Source organism: Geitlerinema sp. PCC 9228 (assembly GCF_001870905.1).
Taxonomy (GTDB): domain Bacteria; phylum Cyanobacteriota; class Cyanobacteriia; order Cyanobacteriales; family PCC-9228; genus PCC-9228.
On sequence record NZ_LNDC01000094.1, the window covers coordinates 73,508 to 96,679 of the forward strand.

At 48.4% G+C, this 23,172-nt stretch carries 21 protein-coding genes; 13 read left to right on the forward strand and 8 right to left on the reverse strand.

Annotated elements, in window-relative coordinates; translation table 11 throughout:
• The first annotated feature begins 295 nt into the window (after positions 1-295).
• Positions 296-1,057 carry an adenosylcobinamide-GDP ribazoletransferase gene (cobS, locus tag AS151_RS08155; protein WP_071516544.1) on the forward strand — a complete coding sequence of 254 codons (762 nt, stop codon included), beginning with the start codon at positions 296-298 and terminating at the stop codon, positions 1,055-1,057.
• On the opposite strand, the gene AS151_RS08160 is transcribed toward cobS, so the two are convergent.
• Positions 1,054-2,298 (reverse strand): hypothetical protein, encoded by a 1,245-nt coding sequence (locus AS151_RS08160; protein WP_071516545.1) that lies wholly within the window; start codon positions 2,296-2,298, stop codon positions 1,054-1,056. The genes cobS and AS151_RS08160 overlap by 4 nt on opposite strands.
• Before the next feature lie 159 nt (positions 2,299-2,457).
• Positions 2,458-3,897, reverse strand: a complete 1,440-nt coding sequence (locus AS151_RS08165; RefSeq protein WP_071516546.1) for a glycoside hydrolase family 13 protein — start codon at positions 3,895-3,897, stop codon at positions 2,458-2,460.
• 365 nt (positions 3,898-4,262) lie between these two features.
• Here AS151_RS08165 and AS151_RS08170 point away from each other — a divergent pair, with 365 nt between their 5' ends.
• From AS151_RS08170 to AS151_RS08195, 6 genes are all read left to right on the forward strand, one after another.
• Positions 4,263-5,039: a YwqG family protein gene (locus tag AS151_RS08170; protein WP_071516547.1), complete on the forward strand. Its 777-nt coding sequence runs from the start codon at positions 4,263-4,265 to the stop codon at positions 5,037-5,039.
• Positions 5,040-5,189: 150 nt separating this feature from the next.
• The gene (locus tag AS151_RS08175) at positions 5,190-6,083 is read left to right on the forward strand and encodes a DUF4382 domain-containing protein (RefSeq protein WP_244532942.1); all 894 of its coding nucleotides are present in this window, start codon (positions 5,190-5,192) and stop codon (positions 6,081-6,083) included.
• Positions 6,080-6,598, forward strand: coding sequence for a carboxypeptidase-like regulatory domain-containing protein (locus tag AS151_RS08180; protein ID WP_071516548.1), 519 nt, complete (start codon positions 6,080-6,082; stop codon positions 6,596-6,598). The genes AS151_RS08175 and AS151_RS08180 overlap by 4 nt, the downstream gene beginning before the upstream one ends.
• 1 nt (position 6,599) lies before the next feature.
• Entirely contained in the window at positions 6,600-7,247 is a 648-nt protein-coding gene (cbiM, locus tag AS151_RS08185; protein WP_071516549.1) for a cobalt transporter CbiM, read from the forward strand.
• Positions 7,248-7,255: 8 nt separating this feature from the next.
• Positions 7,256-8,068, forward strand: coding sequence for a cobalt ECF transporter T component CbiQ (cbiQ, locus tag AS151_RS08190; protein WP_071516550.1), 813 nt, complete (start codon positions 7,256-7,258; stop codon positions 8,066-8,068).
• A gap of 119 nt (positions 8,069-8,187) precedes the next feature.
• Complete coding sequence (locus AS151_RS08195; RefSeq protein ID WP_244532943.1) at positions 8,188-8,862, forward strand: ABC transporter ATP-binding protein; 675 nt, start codon at positions 8,188-8,190, stop codon at positions 8,860-8,862.
• A gap of 27 nt (positions 8,863-8,889) precedes the next feature.
• On the opposite strand, the gene AS151_RS08200 is transcribed toward AS151_RS08195, so the two are convergent.
• The gene (locus tag AS151_RS08200; protein ID WP_071516603.1) at positions 8,890-9,831 is read right to left on the reverse strand and encodes a DNA adenine methylase; all 942 of its coding nucleotides are present in this window, start codon (positions 9,829-9,831) and stop codon (positions 8,890-8,892) included.
• Between the two features lie 254 nt (positions 9,832-10,085).
• Between AS151_RS08200 and AS151_RS08205 the strand changes: the two genes are divergently transcribed.
• Positions 10,086-11,588 (forward strand): FG-GAP-like repeat-containing protein, encoded by a 1,503-nt coding sequence (locus AS151_RS08205; RefSeq protein ID WP_071516552.1) that lies wholly within the window; start codon positions 10,086-10,088, stop codon positions 11,586-11,588.
• Between the two features lie 22 nt (positions 11,589-11,610).
• Here the strand turns inward: AS151_RS08205 and AS151_RS08210 are convergent, their stop codons facing one another.
• Positions 11,611-12,840, reverse strand: a complete 1,230-nt coding sequence (locus AS151_RS08210) for a methionine gamma-lyase family protein (RefSeq protein ID WP_071516553.1) — start codon at positions 12,838-12,840, stop codon at positions 11,611-11,613.
• 234 nt (positions 12,841-13,074) lie between these two features.
• Here AS151_RS08210 and AS151_RS08215 point away from each other — a divergent pair, with 234 nt between their 5' ends.
• Positions 13,075-13,899, forward strand: coding sequence for an acyl-CoA desaturase (locus AS151_RS08215; protein ID WP_071516554.1), 825 nt, complete (start codon positions 13,075-13,077; stop codon positions 13,897-13,899).
• A 352-nt stretch (positions 13,900-14,251) separates the two neighbouring features.
• Here AS151_RS08215 and AS151_RS08220 read toward each other — a convergent pair whose 3' ends face one another.
• The 4 genes from AS151_RS08220 to AS151_RS08235 all read right to left on the reverse strand — a co-directional run bounded on the left by AS151_RS08220 (position 14,252) and on the right by AS151_RS08235 (position 20,936).
• Positions 14,252-15,526: a hypothetical protein gene (locus tag AS151_RS08220; RefSeq protein WP_084639463.1), complete on the reverse strand. Its 1,275-nt coding sequence runs from the start codon at positions 15,524-15,526 to the stop codon at positions 14,252-14,254.
• Between the two features lie 181 nt (positions 15,527-15,707).
• Entirely contained in the window at positions 15,708-17,462 is a 1,755-nt protein-coding gene (locus AS151_RS08225; protein WP_211517561.1) for a glycosyltransferase, read from the reverse strand.
• A 615-nt stretch (positions 17,463-18,077) separates the two neighbouring features.
• Entirely contained in the window at positions 18,078-19,211 is a 1,134-nt protein-coding gene (locus tag AS151_RS08230; RefSeq protein WP_071516556.1) for an L-type lectin-domain containing protein, read from the reverse strand.
• 372 nt (positions 19,212-19,583) lie between these two features.
• A complete protein-coding gene (locus tag AS151_RS08235) occupies positions 19,584-20,936 on the reverse strand; it encodes an HlyD family efflux transporter periplasmic adaptor subunit (protein ID WP_071516557.1) in 1,353 nt (450 codons plus the stop codon).
• Positions 20,937-21,154: 218 nt separating this feature from the next.
• On the opposite strand from AS151_RS08235, the gene AS151_RS22035 reads away from it, so the two are divergent.
• The 4 genes from AS151_RS22035 (at position 21,155) to msrP (ending at position 23,142) form a co-directional block, all read left to right on the forward strand.
• Positions 21,155-21,316, forward strand: coding sequence for a hypothetical protein (locus tag AS151_RS22035; RefSeq protein ID WP_170861347.1), 162 nt, complete (start codon positions 21,155-21,157; stop codon positions 21,314-21,316).
• 89 nt (positions 21,317-21,405) lie between these two features.
• A complete protein-coding gene (locus AS151_RS08240) occupies positions 21,406-21,633 on the forward strand; it encodes a hypothetical protein (protein WP_071516558.1) in 228 nt (75 codons plus the stop codon).
• 114 nt (positions 21,634-21,747) lie between these two features.
• Positions 21,748-21,936 (forward strand): hypothetical protein, encoded by a 189-nt coding sequence (locus tag AS151_RS08245; protein ID WP_071516559.1) that lies wholly within the window; start codon positions 21,748-21,750, stop codon positions 21,934-21,936.
• 210 nt (positions 21,937-22,146) lie between these two features.
• On the forward strand, positions 22,147-23,142 hold the full coding sequence (gene msrP / locus AS151_RS08250; protein ID WP_071516560.1) for a protein-methionine-sulfoxide reductase catalytic subunit MsrP: 996 nt from the start codon (positions 22,147-22,149) through the stop codon (positions 23,140-23,142).
• Positions 23,143-23,172: the final 30 nt, after the last annotated feature.

Consider the following 23,172-nt stretch of genomic DNA (forward strand, 5'->3'; position numbering starts at 1 on the left):
ATAGCACGATTTCTTTTCCACCAGATCGAGAGTGTGGATGTCCATCGACGGCGCATAGGTAATATCGTTACCAATTGTGGCACATCTAGACAAAACGATCGCCCAATAGTAAAGAAAATCATACCTTTTCATGAAAATAAAGTGATAAAGAAAAAACAAACAAGTTTCCCTAGATTTTTTGATTTCGGGGAAAGAAGTTTGTCTTGCTATGCTAAGGGATTAACTGGCAAATTGCGTAGGATAGCAGCGAATGGATACCAAAAGAAGGTTCTGGCGGCTTAAGAAAATTTGGGGGATGTGGCAGCAGCAGATGTCTACGCTGGCTGCTGCCGTTGCTTTTTACACCTGTTTTCCCGTACCCACCACGTGGACCCTAGAATTTCGCGGTATGGCGCGCTTGGCACCGGTGGTAGGCATCCTGCTGGGGGGGTGGTTGGGGTTGCTCGATGGGTTACTCGCCGCTCTATCTGTTCCCATCCTAACTCGGAGTGCCTTAGTGGTTCTGGCGTGGTTGGCAGCAACGGGAGGACTGCATTTGGACGGGGCCATGGACACAGCCGATGGGTTGGCTACTCCCGACCCACAGCGTCGCCTGCAGGTAATGTCCGACAGCGTCACCGGTGCTTTTGGGGCCATGGCAGCGGTTGCCATTGTGGTGTTAAAAATTGTGGCTTTGGGGGATTTAGCGGACCATCGCTGGGTTGCCATCATGGCGGCAGCGGGTTGGGGTCGTTGGGGGCAGTTGGTGGCGATCGCGCGCTATCGATACTTGAAACCCACCGGCAAAGGTGCCATGCACAAGGACACCATCAACTCGCCGATGGCCCTGCTACCGGGGTTGGTGGTGTTGTTGGCTTTAGCAGGGATATTTGGCTGGTTGGCACCCGCCAATTGGCTGTTTGCTTTGGCAACGGTGTTCGGCGGCAGCGCGATCGCTATTCTCACGGGAGCGTGGCTCAACCAAAAGTTAGGCGGTCACACGGGGGATACCTACGGTGCCATTGTGGAGTGGACGGAAGCGCTGTTGTTGTGTTTGCTAACCAGTTTAGCAGCTTAGGAAGCAGCTTTGGGTTCGATCCAAACTTGCATTCCTTCCACCCGCAATCCTTTGCCTTTGGTACCGCAGTACTGGCCGTTGCTATGCACTTTGGTATCTCCCATGCGTTCCACGTGCGCCCGGTAAAAAACATCGTAGTTCGCTGCTTGGGGACCGTCCAGCTGGATGGCAAACCCTTCTAAACGCCGAGCCTTACCGCGGGTTCCCGCATACTCTCCCGTGTTAAATGCTTTGGTATCGCCCATGCCAGCAATGTGAGCCATGTATTTTAACTGCAGGCCTGCCACCGGCGTCTGGAAATCAAGTTGGTAACCTTCCAACGCTCTGGCTTGCCCTCGGGTACCGGCGTATTCCCCATCGCGAAATTCGCGATCGCCCATACCTTGAATGTGAACCAACACCTTCAATCCCACTTTATCCGCCACGCTGGCGGTTGCTGGAGGCGCTGCCGTGGCCGTTGCCGTTTGGGGGTGCGGTGCCGCTGCCGGTTCGGCGACTGGTGCCGGTGTTTCTTCACCTCCAAAAATCACCACTTCTCGCTGTGGTTGTTCCTGACCGGAGAGGGTCACCACGCCGGATTGGGAATTGCTGCTTGCAGGCGCTGGCTGGGGCCGTTGTTCGTCTTCGGTGGCGGCGAGTTTCAATTTGCCCCGGGACAGGGCCACCGCCAACGGCTGTCCGAAAGCGGTCGCTACCGTATCTTGCAATTGCGCCCAGCGATCGTCATCTAGGCTATCTCCTTTTTCCAACAATTCCAACATATGGGCGAAAGGATGCTCCCCTTTGGCGAGTTCTTCCGTTTCCTGGGGAATCTCCGTTTCTGCCGCTAAAATTTGATTTTTGAGCTGCTGTGCTTTATCTTTGCAAGCCAAAAGTTGAGCTTGGTTGGGATTGTCGCGATGGGTGATTTGCAGCACCCGGTCGAGCATTTGTACGGCCGCTTCCCGGTTATCTGCTTGGTGCGGATCCACCTGCTCTAGCAAATGTTTTAAATCCGTTAGGGAATTGATTTGGCTTTCCACCGGGGAAATGGGAGAGCCAGCTGCCAGTTCCAAAACGCGCGATCGCAGGTTGGTAAAGTCCTGACGGTAGCGATCGAGCTGTTGGATTAAGTCTACCTCCAAAGGCGTTCCCTGTTCTTGCAAAATATGAGCTGCCTTTAGCAAGCGATCGCTTAAAGCAGTCAATTCAGAGGCTAAATTGTCGAGTTGGGTTTGCAACTGCTGGGGTTGGTCGTTCATCAGCGTCCGTTCTCCTGAATCTCCTGAATATAAAATCATCGGGCAAGAAAGAAAAGAGGGAGAAGAGGGGAAAATGGGGAAGATAAAAAATGATTCTTTCTCCCAACCTTCCCACCTCCCACGCTCGGGTGCTCGGTTGCCCCCATATCCCCAAAAATCCTATCCCAAAATCATGCCACTGCGCGATGGAATTTCCACGGTCAATCGATTGTCGCTCCAAGTGGCTTGCCCCCTGCCGTACAAAACTTGTTGGGTGGCTGTATATAAGGGGAGATTATCTAACGAAATACAAGTGGGTACGGTGCCAGCGTTAACCGCTACCACCAGTTCGGCGCGTTCGTCAGTGCGGGCAAAAATATAGACCATCTCTTTGCTATAGAGCAGCCGATATTCTCCCGTACGTAAGGCAGAATATTGATGGCGCAAGGAAATTAGTTGTTTGTGTTTTGCCAAAATATCCTTGCGCCACCAATCTTGAGGTGGAAAGGCACGCCGGCAGTCCGGATCGTGCGCTCCCACCAATCCCACTTCATTGCCGTAGTAAATACAAGGGGCACCAGGAAAGGTAAGCATTAACAACGTGGCTAGTTCCACGCTAGCCCAATCTTCACCCACCAGGGAGTTCATCCGGGCCACATCGTGGCTGTCTAGCAAATTCAACTGGGTCAGTTGGATTTCCCAGGGATACAACTGTAGCAAGTTTTGGATACGTTCCCCGTAAGTTGCCGCATCGATGGCAGGATAGGGATGGTATTCGGCATCGGTGGCTAAGTCGCGATTGACGCGATCGCCAGCTACAAAGGCAACGGTGGCTTCGGCAAACAGGTAATTCATCACCCCGTCAAACTGGGTCCCATCCAACCACTGGCGCGCATCCCGCCAAATTTCTCCCACAATGTAGGCATTGGGGTTGATGGTTTTCACGCGATCGCGAAATTCCTGCCAAAAGCCTGCCACCTCAATACAGTGGGGAACATCCAAACGCCAACCATCAATACCTTGGCGCAACCAATACTCGGCCACCTGCATAATATATTCCCGTACGGCGGGATTTTCGTGGTTGAGTTCGGGCATGGCGCGAAATCCCCCCCAGCATTCGTAGTTCGCTGGTTGATCCCCGACGTAGGGAGCAATCGGCCAGTCGTGAATGGTAAACCAATCCACCCAAGGGGAATAAGGACCGTTTTCCACCACATCGTGAAAAAAGAAAAATCCCCGCCCCACGTGATTGAAAACCCCATCTAAAATTAGTTTCATATTGCGTTCGTGGACGGCTTTCAGCAATTCGCGAAATGCCTCGTTCCCCCCGAGCAAAGGATCGACCTGATAGTAATCGTGGGTATTGTAGCGATGGTTGCTGGCAGCTTGAAAAATGGGATTGAGATAAATGGCTGTGACCCCTAACTCTTGTAAATAATCCAAGCTGTCTGTGATTCCCCACAAATTGCCCCCTTTACAACCCTGTAAGGTGGGGGGTGCCTCCCAATCTTCCAACACTGGACCGTAGTTGGTGATTTTTCGCTGACTTCTCGCAAAGCGATCGGGAAAAATTTGGTAAAAAACGGCGTGTTTCACCCAATCTGGTGTTTGAATTTGCATAGCAGTTTGACAGCGTCTTCTCCTTGAAAATACAGGCTTGCGGGATGTTGCGATCGCAGATAGTCCGGCAGTTCCTTCAAACCCATATCCCCTACTATAGCAGTTTGCGATCGGCAACGAACTCAAAAACCAAGAAAGGCTGCGATCGCTTCTGGGTTAGCTAGTATCGAGGGGAATCGAATTGTACAAAAGAGAAGCCAGCCACAAACGGTTCCCCAGAGGTCCTTGTTTCCCTTCTCCATTTCACTGCAACTGTGAATTTTCAATACAAAGATACTCATTTAAATATTTTTCGTTTATAATCAAAGAGATACCGACTTGCGAAAACTTTTGTTCTGTTATCATTGCTTCATGCAATCATCAAGATGTCATTACAATTTCTACAAGCTCTGCCCTGGGAATTTGAACCGTTACGATCTTGGTTGGAAAACCAAATAACTCCCTATATTTCCCTGCAACCGAGAAAAGTAGAACATTTGCGTGGCGACCCCAGCAGGGATCCTTTATCCTTTTGGCAAAGCAAAATTGGCGGCCATCCCTACTTTCCCAAAAACTATCCATATCCCCAAGACAAACGACTCGGAAAAGCCATGCCTTTACTGCTACAAATTCATTGTAGCGAGGTACCTCCCATGGAGGGATTTGATTTTCCCAACACCGGAATCTTGGAATTTTACCTGGGATTGCAACCAGCCAATGGTCAATTTGCCGTTCTTTATTTTCCCGAAATTATCCGCGACCGAGAACATTTGTTCCAAGACTTTCATTTCATAGAAAACCGCGCCACCATTCGCGAAATTTACAATGAAATTTATAGCCTGCAATTTTCCGGAGAGCGCGACTTTTTTTCCGCTGCCGTTGCTGGCAATCAAAATATCAGAGTTCCCGAGCGCCTCATCGAATTGTATCGAGACTTTGAAGACTGGTTATTTGACTATAGAGGATTTCCCATACGAGGAAGCAAAATTGCTGGCTTTCCCGACTTTCACGAAAATATAGACAGCATCATCCAACAAGCACAAGGACGATTGCTTCTGGAATTCAAATATCCCAACCGCAACGAGTATTTTTACTTTTTTATCAAAGAAAAAGACCTCCAGAACCGCCATTTTGGTGCCGTGGAATTTTTCTTCAATCCTTAAAATTGCCGAGTACGGTACCTGCCTGCCACTAGCTGGCATTCTTAATATTTTATTTGCCTCAAAATCCCCTGGGAGGGCATTGTCGAATTGGGCAAAAAGGTGAAAACTGAGAAAATGTAAACAAATGTATCGAAATGCAAAGGGGATGCCATGAAACAGAAAAAATGGTTATGGATGCCAGCATTTGCCATCGTTGCCGGCACCATCGTTGGATGCCAAGGACAAAACCAGACAACGCAGCAACCCACCGAGCAACCGGCGTCGGAAGCAGCGTCGCAAACAGCTAGCGAAACCGATACAGCCAGTAGTGAAACCGGAACCCTACAAATCTACGCCAATGGAGAAGACTTCGTACGCCAGGGATTCGTTTCCAAAGACGGCTGGCAAATTAACTTCGACAACGTATACGCCAACTTCGACCAGGTGAAAGCCTACCAAACCGACCCACCCTACGACGCCGAAAGTGGCAAAACCATCAATGCCAAGCAGGAAGTCACCCTCGAAGGAAAAACCGTCGATTTGGCCGCCGGCGACGAAAATGCCGATCCGATTCTTTTGGGGGAAATTACAGCACCAGCAGGTCGCTACAATGCCTTGAGTTGGACCATGTCGCCAGCCATGGAAGGACCGGCTGCCGGGAGTTCTCTGGTTATGGTAGGAACGGCAACCAAAGGGTCGCAAACCATTGACTTCAACATCCAAATGGACAAACCATTCGCCTACCGCTGCGGACAATATGTAGGCGACGAACGTAAAGGTATCCTGCAAGCTGGCAATACCGCTGAGTTGGAAGCAACATTCCACTTCGACCATATTTTCGGAGACGCAGAAGCACCCGCCGACGATGCCATCAATACCGGTGCGATTGGATTCGACCCCCTCGCTGCTCTTGCGGAGAACGGCCAGTTAAACGCCGACATGGCTACTTTGGAATCGCAACTTTCCTCGGAAGACCTGCAGAAACTTACTCAAAAAATTCTCCCCAATCTCGGTCACGTTGGGGAAGGTCACTGCCACGATGCCACCATGAAGGAGGATGCATGAACTGGCGATGGATGCTCCCAGCTTTGTTGGCTTGGGGAATCGGCATTCCTGCTGCCTGGGGTCACGGTGTCAGTATTAACTATGAAGTGATGCAAGCCATTCGCGTGCAAGCCAAATACGACTCCGGCGACCCCATGGAAAACGCTCAAGTCACTGTATATGCCCCCAATAACCCCGCCGAAGCTTGGCGAACTGGAACTACAGACGAACAAGGGTATTACGTTTTTATTCCCAATCGGGAGATAACTGGCAATTGGGAAGTCAAGGTTCGCAAAGCCGGTCACGGCAATATTACAACGATTCCGGTGGAAAAAACCACAGAAAAAAACACCGAACCAACAACCACCACCACAACATCGGAAACGACAGCGAGTGGCGATGGTTCCCCAGTGCAAATTGCCCAAATGCAAGGCGGTTCGACGGGATATACGCCTTTGCAGCGAACGGTGATGGGAATGGTTGTGGTTTGGGGATGTGTGGGAACGGCTTTGTTTTTTATGAGTCGAAGGAGGTAGCATGCACGTACCAGATGGATTGCTGCCAGCGAAAATTTACCTTGGTGGATATGCGATCGCTTCCCTGAGCACTTGGTATTCCCTACGACAAATTCACCGCTACAGCCATCCCGAAGAAAATGTCCCCAAAGCTTCCCTGCTGACGGCTGCTTTTTTTCTGGCTACTTTAATTCACCTTCCTATCCCACCTGCCAGCGTTCATCTGGTTCTAAACGGTATGTTGGGCGCAGTTTTGGGATATTATGCTTTTCCAGCGATTTTAATCGGATTGTTTTTCCAAGCGGTGATGTTTGGTCATGGTGGCTTGACTACGTTAGGGGTTAATGCTTCTATGATGGGATTGCCGGCGTTGCTGGCTGGCTATATTTTCCACCAACGCCATGTTTTCCAAAAAAGTTTCGGCGAAAAAGTTGCAACGCCAGTATTTGCTTTCTTGGCTGGTGCCATTGGTTTGGGATTATCGGCTGCTGTTTTTTTCTCTTTGGTGATTACCAACATTCCGGCGGATTTGGATGCCAATGCCGAAAAAGCGGCTATTTATGGGTTGATGGTGGCTCATATTCCCTTAATGGCCATTGAAGGCGTATTTACTGCCATGCTGGTAGCATTTTTGCAACGGGTAAAACCGGAATTGCTGGAGACAATCTGAGATCGTGCATGAAATTAGGCCTTGATGACTACGCTTTTCTCAATTCTCCCGTACATCAATGGGAACCGCGATACAAACTCGTTGCTTTGCTGGCTTTGATTTTTGCGTTTGCCTTTGTGGAAGATATCCGTTTGGTGGTTCCCATGTTGCTGGTGACAGGGATTTTGGTGTTTTGCAGCCAACTTCCCCTGTCTTTTATTTGGCGGCGACTGCGCTATCCTGGCTTGGTGTTGGTGGGGATGGTGGCTTTGTTGCCTTGGGTGGCTGGCGATACGGTGCTTTGGCAGTGGGGATTTTTGAAATTTCGTTTGGAAGGCTGGCTGAGTTTGCTTTTGATTGCCAGTCGCTTTCTGGCGATTGTTATTACTTCTATTGTTTTGTTGGGGAGTATGCCTTTTTTGACGACGATTCAAACCCTGCGATCGCTTGGTCTACCAGCGATTTTAGCCGATATGATGCTTTTGTCCTATCGCTATTTGTCCGAACTGGGGGATACGTTGCATGCCATGAACCGTGCCATGCATTTGCGGGGGTTTGGCCACAATAGCGGTTCGTTTTTCTTTCTTCCCAATTTTAAAGAAATGCGGATGCTGGCTTCGCTGGCGGGAACGTTGCTGGTACGCAGCTACGAACAGGCGGAACAAGTGTACAAAGCCATGCGATTGCGCGGATACGGTTGCGGTGGTAGCGTTTCTCCCAGCCGGTTTGCCAAACAACATGGCAACCAGGGGAATTGGGGAAGTGCGATCGCTTTGGCTATGACTTTGCTGGTGGCGTTGGGATTTGTGGTTGCACAAATACAGCTTTCTGGTGTTGAATGATTCCCGGTAGGGTCGATCTTTAGAAATTGCTCGGGTCATATTTGCTCATGCCACCAAAAACCGAACCAGCAATCGCGGTCCATAGGTTATCTTTTGCTTATCCAGATGGAACCAGTGTCTTGGAACATGTCGATCTGCAAGTCAAACCAGGAGAACGCTTAGGAGCCATTGGTCCCAACGGTGCTGGGAAAACTACGTTCTTTTTATTGCTCTGCGGGGTTATGAAGCCAACGACAGGAGATATTTCCTTATTTGGCAAACCGGTTTCCGTGGGAGAGTTTCGACCGGATGTGGGATTGGTCTTTCAAAACCCCAACGACCAATTATTTTCTGCTTCTGTATGGGATGATGTGGCGTTCGCACCGGAAAATATGGGACTATCCCCGCAAGAGGTGGAAAATCGGGTACGCCAAGCTTTGTCTCTAACGGGGGTGGAATCCCTGATTCACCGACCTCCCCACCATTTATCAGGGGGTCAAAAACGCATGGTTGCCATTGCTTCGATTCTTTCCATGCAACCCCGCTTGATTGTTTACGACGAACCCTCTGCCAATTTGGATTTGCGTGCCAGGAGACGCTTGATTCGCTTTTTGCAGGCTTCCCAGGAAACCTTTATTGTATCTTCCCACGATTTGGAGTTGGTGTTGGAAGTATGCGATCGCACCATTTTATTGGATGAAGGTCGCGTTATCGCCGACGGAAAAACCAAAACCATTATGGGAAATCGCGATTTAATGGAAAACCACGGTTTGGAGGTTCCCCACTCGCTGACCCACCATCACGAAAAGCCATAGAAGTGTGGAAAGTTTTTCTAGAACGATTTATAGGTTTTGGGAAACTGGATAGTTTGCAATCAAAAGTTCGTTAATTTTGCCGCGTTTGTCTTTATTGCTGTTGATATGGCGGCTGGCTTGCAAGCGATAGAGGGAAAATCCCTGATAGGCGTTTTCAAAAAAATTATCTTCGGGATTTTCGTTTTTGGGATCGGAATTGCTGAGCATCAATTTGGCCCCTTTGGCATGCAAACGCAAGCAAAAATCCCGCAACGCTAGCTGTTCGGCATCGCCAAACACAAATTGAGAATAAGAAGTAAATCTTGAAGTTTTGTTAATGGGACGGTAGGGAGGATCTAAATAGACAAAACTGTTCCCATCGATAAACGATTCGCTAATGGTATAATGTCCGCAACGGATATGGGTTTTCTGAAGAACTTTGGCAATATTATAGAGATTGTCCGCGTAGCAAATTTTGGGATTTTTGTAGCGACCGTAGGGAACGTTAAACTCCCCTTTAGAATTAACGCGAAACAAACCATTAAAACAAGTACGGTTGAGGAAAATAATTTGAGCAGTGCGTTCCACATTCGCTTGTAGTTTTTCCCGGAAATTTGGCTGGGAACGCTGTTGGTTGAAACGCGATCGCATTTGATAAAAATAGGCTTTTCTCGCCGCCTCATCTTTTTGCAAGTATTCCGTTTGAATTTCCGAAAGCCTTTCCACCAACGCCTCCACGTCTTGCTGAATGGTTTTGTAGGTCACCATCAAATCAAAATTCACATCAGAAATCCAAAACTCCCGCACCAGATATCCGTAATATTGAGCAATATAGAAAAAAACCGCACCGCTACCAACAAAAGGTTCCACATACTTCGCAATCGAACCCTTTTCCAACTCCGTCGGAAAATACATTTGTAACTGCGGCAGCAACTGTCCTTTACCACCTGCCCATTTTAAAAACGGTTTGACGTTTCTGTGATTTGGCATGGAGAGCAAAGCAAAATTGTTAGCAGGAAAGCGAGCGTTCGTAACGGCGATATCCGATCGAAAAACAGCGCCATTTCCTTCCAACTTCAAAACAATAGCGCCTTATTATACCACAAGCAAGTAGGCAAAAAGCAGCTATTTTTTTGATTCCATATTCGGGGAACACGAACTTCCCCCTCTGGTCAAACCAAAAAATGATTTAATGAACGTGGCATCCCAGCCATTCCAAAAGCAACAGAAATGCGATCGCGCCTATGGTTACCTTCACCGAACGCACCGGGAATTTTCACCCTCTCAACGCCATTGACGTTGGCACATTTAGCCATCCCAGCTTTGTCGATATTGACAGCGACGGCGACCTGGATGCCTTCATCGGTAGCGACACCACCGGCAGCAGTTCCCTGCAATTTTTTGAAAACACCGGCAACGCCAACTTCCCCAATTTTATCCGCCGCAGTTCCACCAACAACCTATTCGGTGGTTTGAACCTCCCCAACCCCGCACCCAGCTTTGCCGACTTAGACGGCGACGGCGATCCAGATAGCTTCATCGGCGAGAGAACCGGTCAGCTGCGTTTTTTCCAAAACATCGGCAATCCTAATTTTCCCAGCTTCGCCAACCTGGTGGGGGCCGCCGATCCCGGCGATCGCTACGAAAGCGGCAATCGTCAATATAGCACACCGGCCTTCGGAGATATCGACGGCGATGGTGATGTGGATGCTTTGGTGGGTAGCAGCAGCGGTCGCATTTATACCCTACGCAACGAAGGCAACCCCAACGACGCCTTTTTTCTCGAACTTCCCCCGGAAAGCAATCCCCTCAGTTTTGTCAACCTCGGCGGCGAAAGCGAGGGATTCAGCACCCCAGAATTCGGTGATTTGGATCGAGATGGGGATTTGGATGTCATTGCCGGCGACGCCAGCGGTGGCATGCACTTTTTTCAGAACGTGGGAACCCCCAACCAACCGAATTTCGTGGAAGTTGTCGGTGGCAACAATCCCTTTAGCGGCTTCAATGCCGGTCCTCGCAGCGTTCCCGCCTTGGCAGATATCGACGCCGACAGCGACTTAGACCTATTTGTCGGCAACGCCAACGGTACGATTCGTTTCTTTGAAAATACCTCTCCCGGTGCTTTGCCACCACCCCCCACCTTTGGCGGCAATGGCAACGATCGTTTGGCGGGTGCCACCGGTGAAGACGCCATAGTTGGTCTCGATGGCAACGATTTTATAAGCGGTGCTTTTGGCAGCGATCGCCTATTTGGTAATACCGGCAATGACAGCTTGTTTGGCAATGAAGGCAATGACTCCCTGGTAGGTGGCAGGGATGCCGATTTTCTCGATGGTGGCAGCGGCGACGACACCCTCTATGGCAATTTGGGTCCAGATGCCATGGTTGGCGGTCCGGGAAACGACGTTCTCGACGGCGGCGAAGGTCGCGACGAACTCCTCGGGGGACTTGGCAACGACGTTCTGGCGGGGGGTGGGGGAATCGATACCCTCACCGGTGGTCCTGGCAATGACCTCTATATTTTGCAAGGCGGCGAGCTCGATATAATTAATTTTGCTAATGGCGAAGATGCGATCGGTTTGCCGGGGAATATCTCGTTTTTGGAGTTGCGTTTTTTCCAAGGCCGCGACGAGTTTATTCGCGACAACCGACCGGAGGTTCAAGTTTGGTTCGCCGGAGAATTACAAGCCATTCTCCCGGGAATACAGGTAGAACAACTCGACAGCAACGATTTTATTGCTGTATAGGCATCTGCTGCCGTGGCAACGCCTACAAATCCGCGATCGCTTCAATAGCCGCCTCCAACGCGATCGCTACGTGGGTCCAATGAGTGCCTCCCTGGCAAAAAACAATATAGGGGTCTCGCAAAGGACCATCCGCCGATAACTCGGAAGTACTGCCATCCACAAACGTGCCTCCCGCCATGACCAACTCGCTTTCGTATCCCGGCATGGCTGCAGGAACCGGGTCTACATACGACTCCACCGGCGAATATTTTTGCAAAGCACGGCAGAAGGCAGTTAATTTTTCCGGCGACCCCAACTTAATGGCTTGAATCGTATCCCGGCGGGGAACCCACGGTTCGGGATTGACCGTGTATCCCAAGCGATGGAACACCAAAGCAATTAAATGGCTACCTTTCAGCGACGCCGCCACCATCTGCGGGGCCAAAAACAATCCCTGAAACAGCAGGCGATTCTGGTCGAAAGTAGCACCGCCACTGCTGCCAATTCCCGGTGCCGTCAGCCGACAAGCCGCCGCTTCCACCAAATCCTGCCTTCCCGCTACATAACCGCCAGCAGTAGCAATGGTACCGCCAGGATTTTTAATGAAAGAACCAGCAATTAAATCCGCACCCACCGCCGGGGGTTCCATTGATTCCACAAATTCCCCGTAGCAATTATCCACAAAACAAATGGTTTGGGAATTTTGTTGTTTGACTGTATTGACAATGCGCTCAATATCTGATATACACAAGCTTTGCCGCCAGGAATAGCCGCAGGAACGCTGCACAAAAACCAAACGTGTGTTAGAGTGGATGCTGGTTGATAAGGCTTGCCAATTGATTTCTCCGTTTTCCGTTAGATCGAGCTGTCGGTACCGAATGCCGAAATCCCGCAAAGATCCCCATCCCTCACCGCGCAGGCCAATGGTTTCTTCTAGGGTATCGTAGGGAGCGCCCGCCACTGCTAGCATTTCATCCCCCGGACGGAGAACGCCGTATAAAGCAGAAGCGATCGCGTGGGTTCCCGAGACAAACTGCACGCGCACGGCTGCCGCTTCGGCACCCATAATATCCGCAAACACTCGATCGAGGGTTTCCCGACCCAAATCGTCGTGACCGTAGCCGCTAACGCTGGCAAAGTGACGCACGCCTACCCGGTGGTGGCGAAACGTATCTAAGATTCGTTGCAAGTGGAATTTGACTTGTAAGTCCAAACTGGCAAATGTCGGTTGTAAGGCTTGTTGTGCCTGTTCGATTTCGTTTCGTACGTCCATAAACCTACCTGCAAGAAATTATCTAAAAAAAATCTAAAGATCTTCCCAAACGGGAAACGGGAATTCTACAATCGGGCCGAATCAACCCCTCTGTTGTTCTCTGTGCCGCTGAAACCGGCAAAATCCAAAAAAAAGTTGAAAAAATTGCAGCAAAATACTTGTAGCAAGCTTTTGTCCCCATATTTTGATAAAATTTTGCGGGTTGTATCAAAACCTACGAGATAAGGATATTACATGACCGTTGCCAATTCTTCTCGAAATCTTTCCATTAACTGGTACGTTATTTTCTTCATGGGCTTTCTCCACTTAGGAGCCTTACTTGCTTTTTTCCCACAATTCTTTAGCTGGCAAGCCGTAGCCCTTGCCATTGTCTTGCACTGGGTCACTGGTGGATTGGGAATTACTTTGGGATACCACCGTTTGGTGAGCCACCGCAGTTTCCAAACCCCCAAATGGTTGGAATACTTCTTTGTTTTCTGCGGTACCCTAGCCTGCGAAGGCAGTCCCATTGAATGGGTTGGCTTACACCGAATGCACCACCTCTACTCCGACCAAAAAAACGATCCCCACGATTCCCATCAAGGCTTCTGGTGGAGTCACATGGGATGGATGCTATACGAAATTCCCAACAAACAAGAAGTTCCCCGCTTTACCAAAGACATCGCCAGCGATCGCTTTTATCAGTTCTGTCATAAATACTTTATCCCCATCCAATTCGCACTTGGGGGATTGTTGTACCTAATCGGCGGCTGGTCGTTTGTCATTTGGGGAGTTTTCGTGCGTTTGGTCGTGGTTTTCCACTGCACTTGGTTTGTCAACAGTGCCACCCACAAATTCGGCTACCAAACCTACGAATCTGGCGATGAATCCCGCAATTGCTGGTGGGTTGCTTTAGTTACCTACGGCGAAGGTTGGCACAACAACCACCACGCTTTTCAATATTCGGCCCGTCACGGCATGCAGTGGTGGGAAATTGACCTTACTTGGATGACCATTCAGCTGCTCCAGTTTTTGGGATTGGCGAAAAACGTGAAGCTCATCTCCCAAAAACCCCAGTAAAGCCCAATTTTTTCGAGCCTAGAAGCCAACCAAAGGGCTGCGTTTCCACACGTTCAGCCTTTTGGTTGCCCGCACTGCACGTTGCCCCCTCACTAGGGAAATCGGGAAATGCCAAAAAATCATTGTGAAAGGACAAATATGATAACCTACAGCTTCTACACAAACATGGCCACGATGCAAAAACTGCCAGTGATGGTAGTCTTGGTACTCATGACAAGAGCCAAATTGTTGAGTCCCCGGATGACGCGAAAGTATCAAGTCCGGTTTTGAAGACGAGTCGGGTGGGCGACTGCCCGGCTTAGTTTAACAATTCCGCTAAACAAAGAACAAAGCAACAGATGCTTCCTGGTTTTTATAGAAAACTAGGATTTTTTTTTACCCAAAACGGATTTACACCACTTTCTGCCAGCATATACCACGCCGTTGCCCCCACATGGAGGCGGCGAAAATACAGCCAAGGAGAACCGTCATCCAGAAAAAACCCCGTGGTAATTCCCCCTTCCCGATTGCTAGCAAACAAAGCACCGCTTTCATGTTGGCTGGCTTGTAAAAAAGCAAGCAATCGCTTTGTAGGTCTTTTTTTTCCCAAGCTGCGATAGGCAAGGGCCATATGGGCCGTTCCTTCGTACCAAATACCATCACCGTCTTGATTGAAATCGAAACCATCTTCGGTTTGGTGGTGGGTTTCCACATAATCCAAAATTTGCTGGGTGTTGGGCAAGTCCTTTTCCGAAAAGGCCAACAGCGCCCAGCTGTGAATGTCTAGGGGAATCACAGTGCGATTGATGGTCACCCCATCTGGGGTGGTTCCGGTCCAAAATTTCCCCGCTTGCTGGTCCCACATAGACATGACAAACTGTTTGGCAGCCAAAGCTCCCTCCCGCCACATATCCCGGCGCGTATGTTGGTACAATCGGGAAAAAGCTACGTACAAATCGATGTTGTGTTCGGTGGATTTGTATCTGAGGGGAGTCGGTTCCGGTTCCCAACCACGAAACCCAGCCGTATAGCCACCCCTGCCACGGGTATCCCGACAGTTGGCTTCGATCCATTTTCCCAGGCGCGTAGCCGCTTGCAAGTAGGTCCGGTTGCCGTAGATTTCGTAGTAGCTCAGCCAAGCTAGGATCGCCCAAGCCATGTTTCCCGTTTCGCTGCCCACTTGATAGGCATCTTCCACCCACTGAGCGCGATCGCGGTCCCACCATCCTGGCAGTGGCATGGGATCGGCGGTAGCATCCAGTTTGCCCCCTTGATAGGCATTGCGCAAGCGTCCGTCTTCATAGAAGCGATCGTGGTTTTGCGCGTATACTAGCGAATCTACCAGTTGTTTGGCGCGCAAGCGATCGCCGGTGGCAATAAAGGCAATGGCCGCCACCGCATTATCGTAGGTAAAGGCAACATCTCGTAAGGCGCGATCGAAGTTATTTTCCGGCGGATTTTTGGTTTGATAGCTGACCAAGAATCCCACCGACTTTTTGTGCAGCTTGGTTTTCGCAGCATCAGCTAAGTTGGCTAAATACTTGCTACCATTGACAGTTTCCTGCGCTTGCAACCAGAGTTGGCGAACACTAGAAAGCACTAAGATCGCCAAAATAACGATCGAACCAAATAGCACCCAACGTTTCATAAAGCTAACAATAGACGACGAATCGAGAAAGCGTACGGAAGAAAATCATAGAAAATAGCAAAAATTCCCACAAAAATAACCAAAATCCTCTTATGCAGGCAAATGGTTATTGGTTTCCTACCTAGTAGCACCTACCTTCCCTCCTATCTTAGCGGTTTGGGCACCAATTTCAAGCTTTCTATTATTTTCGTCGTTGCAGTGGATAGATAATAAACAAGCTTTTCACCAAGGCTTTTAAGGAACGAATTTCATCCGCTACTTTCGGTTGCGGCCAGTGTTCCCGACGGCAATAAACAAACTCCATAATTTGTAACTCTTGCTGCAACTCCATTGGCAAAAACTGACAGCCAATACTCGTTCCTATACGTTTGACTTCTGCTTCTACTTCAATAAAGTCACCGATAAACTCTATTTTGACAACATCGCCTTTTTGGAAATGAATGCCTTTGTTATTGCGAAACGATGCCCCCGATTCGGAAACATCGAAAATCCGCGAGATAAATTGAAAGTTATCTTGATGGGGAATGGTGATTTTACATAAAGGCGAACAACTAACCCGCGGCGTTTTGCGTTCGTCAACTCCATCAATCGCTGCCATCAGACTAATCCATAAAATAATGGCATTAAACTCCGTCCACAACAAGTTAATCGTATAGGCAGTACTAAAATCTTCAATCCGGAATAAATTAAATAAAAGAGCCATCCAGTTCAGGATAATTAATATAATAATTGGTTTTGTTAAATTAACATCAATATAAGATTCTCGACGCAATACACCCTTAGGCGTTACGTCAAAGTAAATAGGAACTTTGGGCATAAATAAAACCTGTACCAGTACTTTAACTACGGCAAAGGTTTGCAAAGCATTGTAGACAAAAGATACAAAAATCGTACGAGCACCAATCACCCAAGAAATCCCAACAGTGGCAAACACATAATTAGGAACCCAATATAAAATAATATCGGGAATATTGGTATCTAAAGGTCGCATGCCAAATAGAAGAAAACATAACGGGGCAATATAAGCAATACTTAAAATTCCTTGTTCGATCCAAAATAAAATTCCGGAAAAATGGTTAATCTTTTGTAAAAGGTTCAAGCCTGGAATCAAGAGAGGATTGTAGCGGCTAAACAATACCTTGAGGGTTCCTTCAGCCCAGCGAATGCGCTGTACCAAATAGGCACTGAGACTTTCCGGGGCCGAACCAATACTAAGCAGTTCGTTGAGGTAGACAGTTTTGTAACCGCGACTTTGCAACAGCATGCCAGCAATCCAATCTTCAACAATGGTTCCTGTAGGAAATCCCCCAATTTCTTCTAGAGAACTTCGCCGCATGAGGATAGAAGTTCCCGTACAAACAATGCTGTTGGTGCGATCGCGCCCCGGTTGAATAATATTATAAAAAACCGCCTGTTCGTGGGGAAGAATGCGCCCTCCCAAATTAATCTCTGGCGGGTCGGGATTGTAAAAGTTTTGTGGCGTGACCACCAACGCCACCTCCGGGTCTTCAAAAAAACCTAGAGTTCGTTCTAAAAAATGGTTGAGCGGGATAAAATCCGCATCTAAAATAACAATAATTTCCCCTTCCGTAGCTTGGAGACCAAAATTTAAATTGCCCGCTTTATAGTGCCGCCTCTCCTCTCGACTCAAATAGTTGCAACGCAACTCCCGAGCCAATTTTTTTACCTCCGGACGTTTGCCATCATCGAGTACCCAAATTTGCTTGTGGGGATAGTTAATGGTCATGCATCCCACCAACGTTCGTTTAAGAATAGAAATAGATTCGTTTAAAGTAGGAATAAGAATATCTACATTGGGGGCGTAATATCCCTGTTGGATACGTTCTGCACCTCGATCGGCTTCCGGAGTGCGATTGGTAGGATAAACCGTTTGATAAGCAACCAACGTCATATTGACGATGGCTACTAGTTCCATGCAAAACACTCCGATACTTAAGGGACCGTTGTATAAATCCAAAATTAATGTTTCGGTAGCGCGCCACCAGAAATATCGTATATTTAAGTAGGATCCTCCTAATAATAAAAGCAAACGAATCCAAAAGGGCGGTACATTCTGGAAAGTAGAACGCAAAACCAGTGTTGCCCCCATAACCATAGCTGTCGGAACAAAAATATACTGTTTGTCAAGAATGCCGTTTAAGCTTTCCGAAAAGAAAATCCAATTACAAATATTGAGGCTGGTAAATAAAGCAATGACAAAGAAATTCCACGCCCGAAAACTAAATTCTGGATAGAAACGCTGGCTAGATTGATGGCTTACATTCCTAGAACTAGCCACTGTTTTTTTATTTTTTTGGCATTTTTTTAGGAATTTCAAGGTCGTTATTTGCAGCAGCATGGCATTTTTAAAAACAGGCAGAAATGCTGTAGATAGCGACCCTGAAGAGGTTCTTTCCGAATAGAGAAAAGAGGAAATAAAAAAGTGGCATCGACGATGGAACGATGGAATCAAAAAAGAAGGGGTTCAATGGTTACAGCCAACCATCTTCAACCCTCTTTTAACAACCAATATTTCTACAATCGTTTTACTTTACGAACGACGACGCCACAACCAACCACCAATTCCTATGCTGGCAATTCCTAGGATTGCCAACCAAGAATCCGATTCTGGTACCTCTTTGGGGACCTTGTTGTCTTCCAGCGTCTCAAACGACCATTCTAGAATATCTTGATTTTGCCAGGAGCCTCCTGTGGAGCCGGTAAAACCAACCCAGGCATTTTTTCCAGACAAAATATCCGTTAAGTTGAAATTCTCCACGGATAAAGAATAAGTATCGGAAGTCCCAGAAAGATCGGAAGTATCGGTTAAAAATACTTCTAAATTGCTGGATTCGTAGCGGATGGTTACTTCAAAAATATTTCCGCTGGATAAATTCGGAAGATCGTTACCTCCTTGAAAGGCAAGAGAATTGCGGGGGAATTCCCCGAAAATTTCTGCGCCGGGTGCCTCGGAAATGCCTTGTATGCTGATATGGTTGCTGGTTTCCCGATTCAGGGGATCGATGGTACTATCACCAAACTGCTCGAAATCATTCGTATTGTCCCAAGTATCGAATTCGATAGCGAGGGTATTATTGAGGCTACCGTAGCCTAGGTCGCCACCACCGATATCGGAAATGGCGTCGCTACCTATTGTTTGCAACACAAAGGCAAATCCATCGCCGCCAAAATTGCCGCTACTATCAGCAGGAACGCCGCCGTTGATGGTAGGGTCGGTTTGTTGTTCGTCTCGCAAATCGGAAATTTGAAACTGGAATGTGGTTTCAAAACCGTTTGCGATCGCTCGGGGGTTGGTTTGCCAAGCGGAAGTTTTTTGCCATTGTCTGCCGCTACCCGTCAAGCGCAGTACGCCATCTTGCTCTGGCACCACTTGCACGCCATTGTTGGGGTCTGGAATGACATTATCTGCGTTGGGTTGGGCATTGGGAGGCAGTCCGTCACTGGTGAAAAAACTGCTAACATTCAAATCGGTAGGTACGGTCTCGAACTTGTAGTCAAACGAGGCGGCTCGTACGGGATTTCCCCAGGAAGCCATGGCAGTTAGCGATAAAACACTGCCAATCGGGACAATCCCCAAAGCCGACAAGACCTTGCGAGTTTTCCCGCCGTTGCTACGGAAAATCCTGATGAGCGAACAGCGATCGCTGTTGGTTTTTACAAACATGGTTGGTACACCCTCCTTAGAAGTAGATGCACAATCTACTTTCACCCACTTTCATTATCCGCAATTTTACGGTTAGATCCATCGGCCAAATGGCGTATGTCAACCGCAAAAAAACGTAAATGTACACGGTCATACTGGCAATATACGCTAGTATATCGAGAATCTATTTAAAGATCCTGTGAAAATAGACGCGCAAAAAACAATGAATCAACATAAGTAGTTTTACTGGGAAGGCAAGACCCATTATGCCTCCAGCAGTTGCAAACTGTGCTCGGTTCGACTAGAGGAATAAAAAAAACCTCACTATAACAAATAGAAACCAAAATTGCTCCCTATGCAACCTCTCCCCCGCCCAAACAATTTTATGATTCCTTAAAAAAGAGAAAACCAGGGAGACTGTCTCCGATTCCACTGACGGGTCGGAGTAATTTCCACTTGAACCAACTGCCCGACATTACAAAATTTAGGACGAATTGGGGTATTTGTCTCCGTATATTCCAGGTCTTCGTCAAAAAAACGGGCTTCCTCGTCCAACTCAATGCGAACTTGAACAAGTTGCTTGCGCCTGAAGTCAGGGGGTTGCACGGCAACATCCTTGCCCAAATCCGAGTTCCCGCCCAAATAAGAGCGAATGGTTTTCACTTCTCCTTCCAGGGTATCCTCACGATAGTGCAATTTGATGTCGGCACTAGCGCCAATGCCAAAACGCTTCAAATCATCTATCGTAACAAACGCCTCCACCCACAGAGAAGAACAATCCAATAGTTCTATCAAGGGTTGGTTGGCAATGACACGCTCCCCTTCTTGCACCAAAACCTCCCAAATCACTGTTGTTCTGGGTGCCCTCACCAGGTCGGCACTACGGTTGCGAGCCACCTGTCTTGCCAGCTCGATTTCCTGGCGCAGGGTGCTAATGCGGGCCATAATCTCTTGCCTTTCCAGGGTAAGATCTTGTCGGCGACGCCGGCGCTCCTGTTCTATTTCCGAGGGCAATTCTTGGCTGGATCGTAACAAGGAAATCCGGCTTTCGGCGATCGCTTCTGCCCGCTGTTTTAGCTGTTGCTTGGCTGCCAGCTCCGATTTGGCCTTCTCCAGAGCCTTTTTGGCTTGCTGCACCTGCAAAGAACTTACCTGCTCCTCGTTTTTCGCTTCCTCCAGCGACAGGCGGGCGATCGCACCTGCATCCGCCAAGGTTTGAAACTTTTCCAATTTCGAGCGTGCCAGCGCCGCCTCTGCCCGGGCAATCTCCAAATCCAGCTTTGCCTGTTCCACCTGATTGTTAGCCAGCGTTACATCCAAACCCAACTGAGCTTGTTGTAGCTGCGTTCTCAGAGCCAAATCGCTAATATTCAAAAGCAACTCGGCCGTACGCGGGTCGTAAACAGGAATTTCCTGTCTCAACCTCTGGTTTAACGTTTCTAGCCTCGTTTGTGCCAGTTCTAATTCAGATAAACGCTGTTGCAGGTCTTGAGAGTTGGCCAGGGGATCTACCACATTCAGCAACGCTTCCTCAGCAGCCACTGAAGTGCCCGTTTGTAACGAGTGCAGTTGCTTGATAACACCATCGATGGGGGCACGAATCGTGGTAATCCGACCGTTAACAAAAGCTTCAGTCGTGGTTACCGCTGCCATCCGCCCCCATAATAAGGTAATCCCCCAAATCAGCAATCCCAAGCCAGTGCCAAACAGAACAATTCGGTTTAGCAAAGCGGCAATATTACGCATAGTTGGGGATCCTGTCCTTCAAAATTATGAATACATAACTACGACCGCTACATGATTCCGCTACGTACTTGTATCCTAACTTTTTCCCTATGCGACCGCGACCCGATCGGAGGCTCTCAGCAGCCAATACCTCCGCAATACCGCGTAGACCAGCACCCACCCATAGGACCCTCTCCAACCACCCACAGCTGCGAACTCGGGGAAAAATTCCCGATCTAGTGTACCCGTCTTGGTTGTACCTGATGCGATCGCCGACAGATAATTTTTTCACCAGCCTCGGTCACATCATTATCGTTCACCATACACCCGATTTGGCGATCGCGATCGCGACTCGATGTTTGTTCGATCGCACCTGTCTAGCGATTGGTTATCTATCCTGATACTAGAGGTTCTCTAGTGTAGCTGCAAGATAAAGACGCACGTACCAGATCTCCATACATCCGCCAACATTCCCCTAAGGAGTTTCACCATGTTTCCCCTATTTTTGATTCCCGTTTTTATTGCGGCCGTCGCTGTCTGTTTGTACGCCTGTATCGCAGAAGAAATTTATCGCATCCTGGCTTTGTGCATTTGTTTGCTTTGCACGGCAATTGGCTTAATTTTGGCACCCTGGCAAATTCAAGGAACCGTTCTGGTTCTTGCCCTTTGGCTCACGCGGCAATTTTCCCTACCCAAGCACAACAACTATCGAGTATAAAGTTACAAATGTTTTCACAAGTTTATGAAGTTTTTGTGACATTCTCCCCGTTTGTGTAAAAAGTATGGAAAAATAAAAGTGGGGATCGAGATGTGGTGACCCTTGGGGGGAATTATGGTAGAACTTCTTTTTATTTTCATAACCGCGATCGCAGTCATTTTTACGGCCTATGTGGCTGCTTTGTTGGGAACAGCTGTTGGTGGACTGCTATCCTTTTTACAATTGCTGCCGGAATGGAGTTGGACCGTCGTCCTCACCGCTTCCATTGTTTTAACGCTGCAAAGATTGCGCTACTCTCCCTAAATCAAAGCGAATCGAAATCTGGGGAAATGGTTGCGTTCAAAGCCATTTCCCATAACTGTTGTATTCCCTAAATATCACACCGATCGATCTAAAACCAATATAAAAATTTTTTAGCAAATGCCAAAGATATCTGCAAACTACACCGGCGATCGCCACTTGAATTTTGCCGGAAAATTCTCTATTCTATAGGTATTGCACTTCACTCGCGCCATGCCATTCATTCACATCCGGCCGCCTTGGCAACTCTCCGAGCGCGCAATCACCCCCGAAGCCATTTACATCAACCGCCGTCGCTTTTTAAAAAGTGCCTTGCAAGCTGGCATTGGCGGTACCATTTTAGCCGCTACCGGATGCAGCCCGGGGGGAAACCACCAAAACAGCGCCAAAAAACCCAACTACAGCTACGATGTTGGTGCCTATCCCCGCCACCCAGATATTCCCGTTCCCAAGCGAGAAATCACCAACCCCAATATCGCCGCCACCTACAACAACTTCTACGAATTTGGCGGTGGCAAATCAGTGTGGAAAAAAGCACAAGCACTACCCACCGAACCCTGGCAAGTGGAAGTCACGGGATTGGTGAAAAATCCACGTACCTACGACATCGACGACATCAAAAAACGATTTCCCTTAGAAGAACGCATCTACCGCTTTCGTTGCGTAGAAGCTTGGTCCATGGTACTGCCTTGGGTGGGATTTCCCATGTACAAACTGCTACAAGACGTAGAACCTACCTCCGCAGCTAAATACGTCAGCTTTCAATCTTTCTACGACCCCAAAATTACCAAAGGACCGGGTTTGTCGATGCTGGGGGTAGACCTGCCCTGGCCTTACGTGGAAGGGATGCGTATTGAAGAAATGGCCAACGAATTGGCCTTTTTTGCGACGGGAATCTACGGTCATGACTTGCCCAAACAACACGGTGCCCCCATTCGCATGGTGATTCCCTGGAAATACGGGTTCAAGGGCGCTAAATCCATTGTGAAAATCGAGTTTCTCGCCGAAAAACCGGCAACATTTTGGAATACGTTGCAACCCAACGAGTATGGTTTTGAAGCCAACGTCAATCCCAACGTTCCCCATCCCCGCTGGTCGCAAGCCCAAGAACGGTTTATTGGCAATGTCGAGTCGTTTTCCTACGAAACCCGACCGACACTTTTGTATAACGGATACGGCGAGTTTGTGGCCAATTTGTATAAAAGCTAGTGCGAGACTCACTTTTCCCAATCGAGGTGC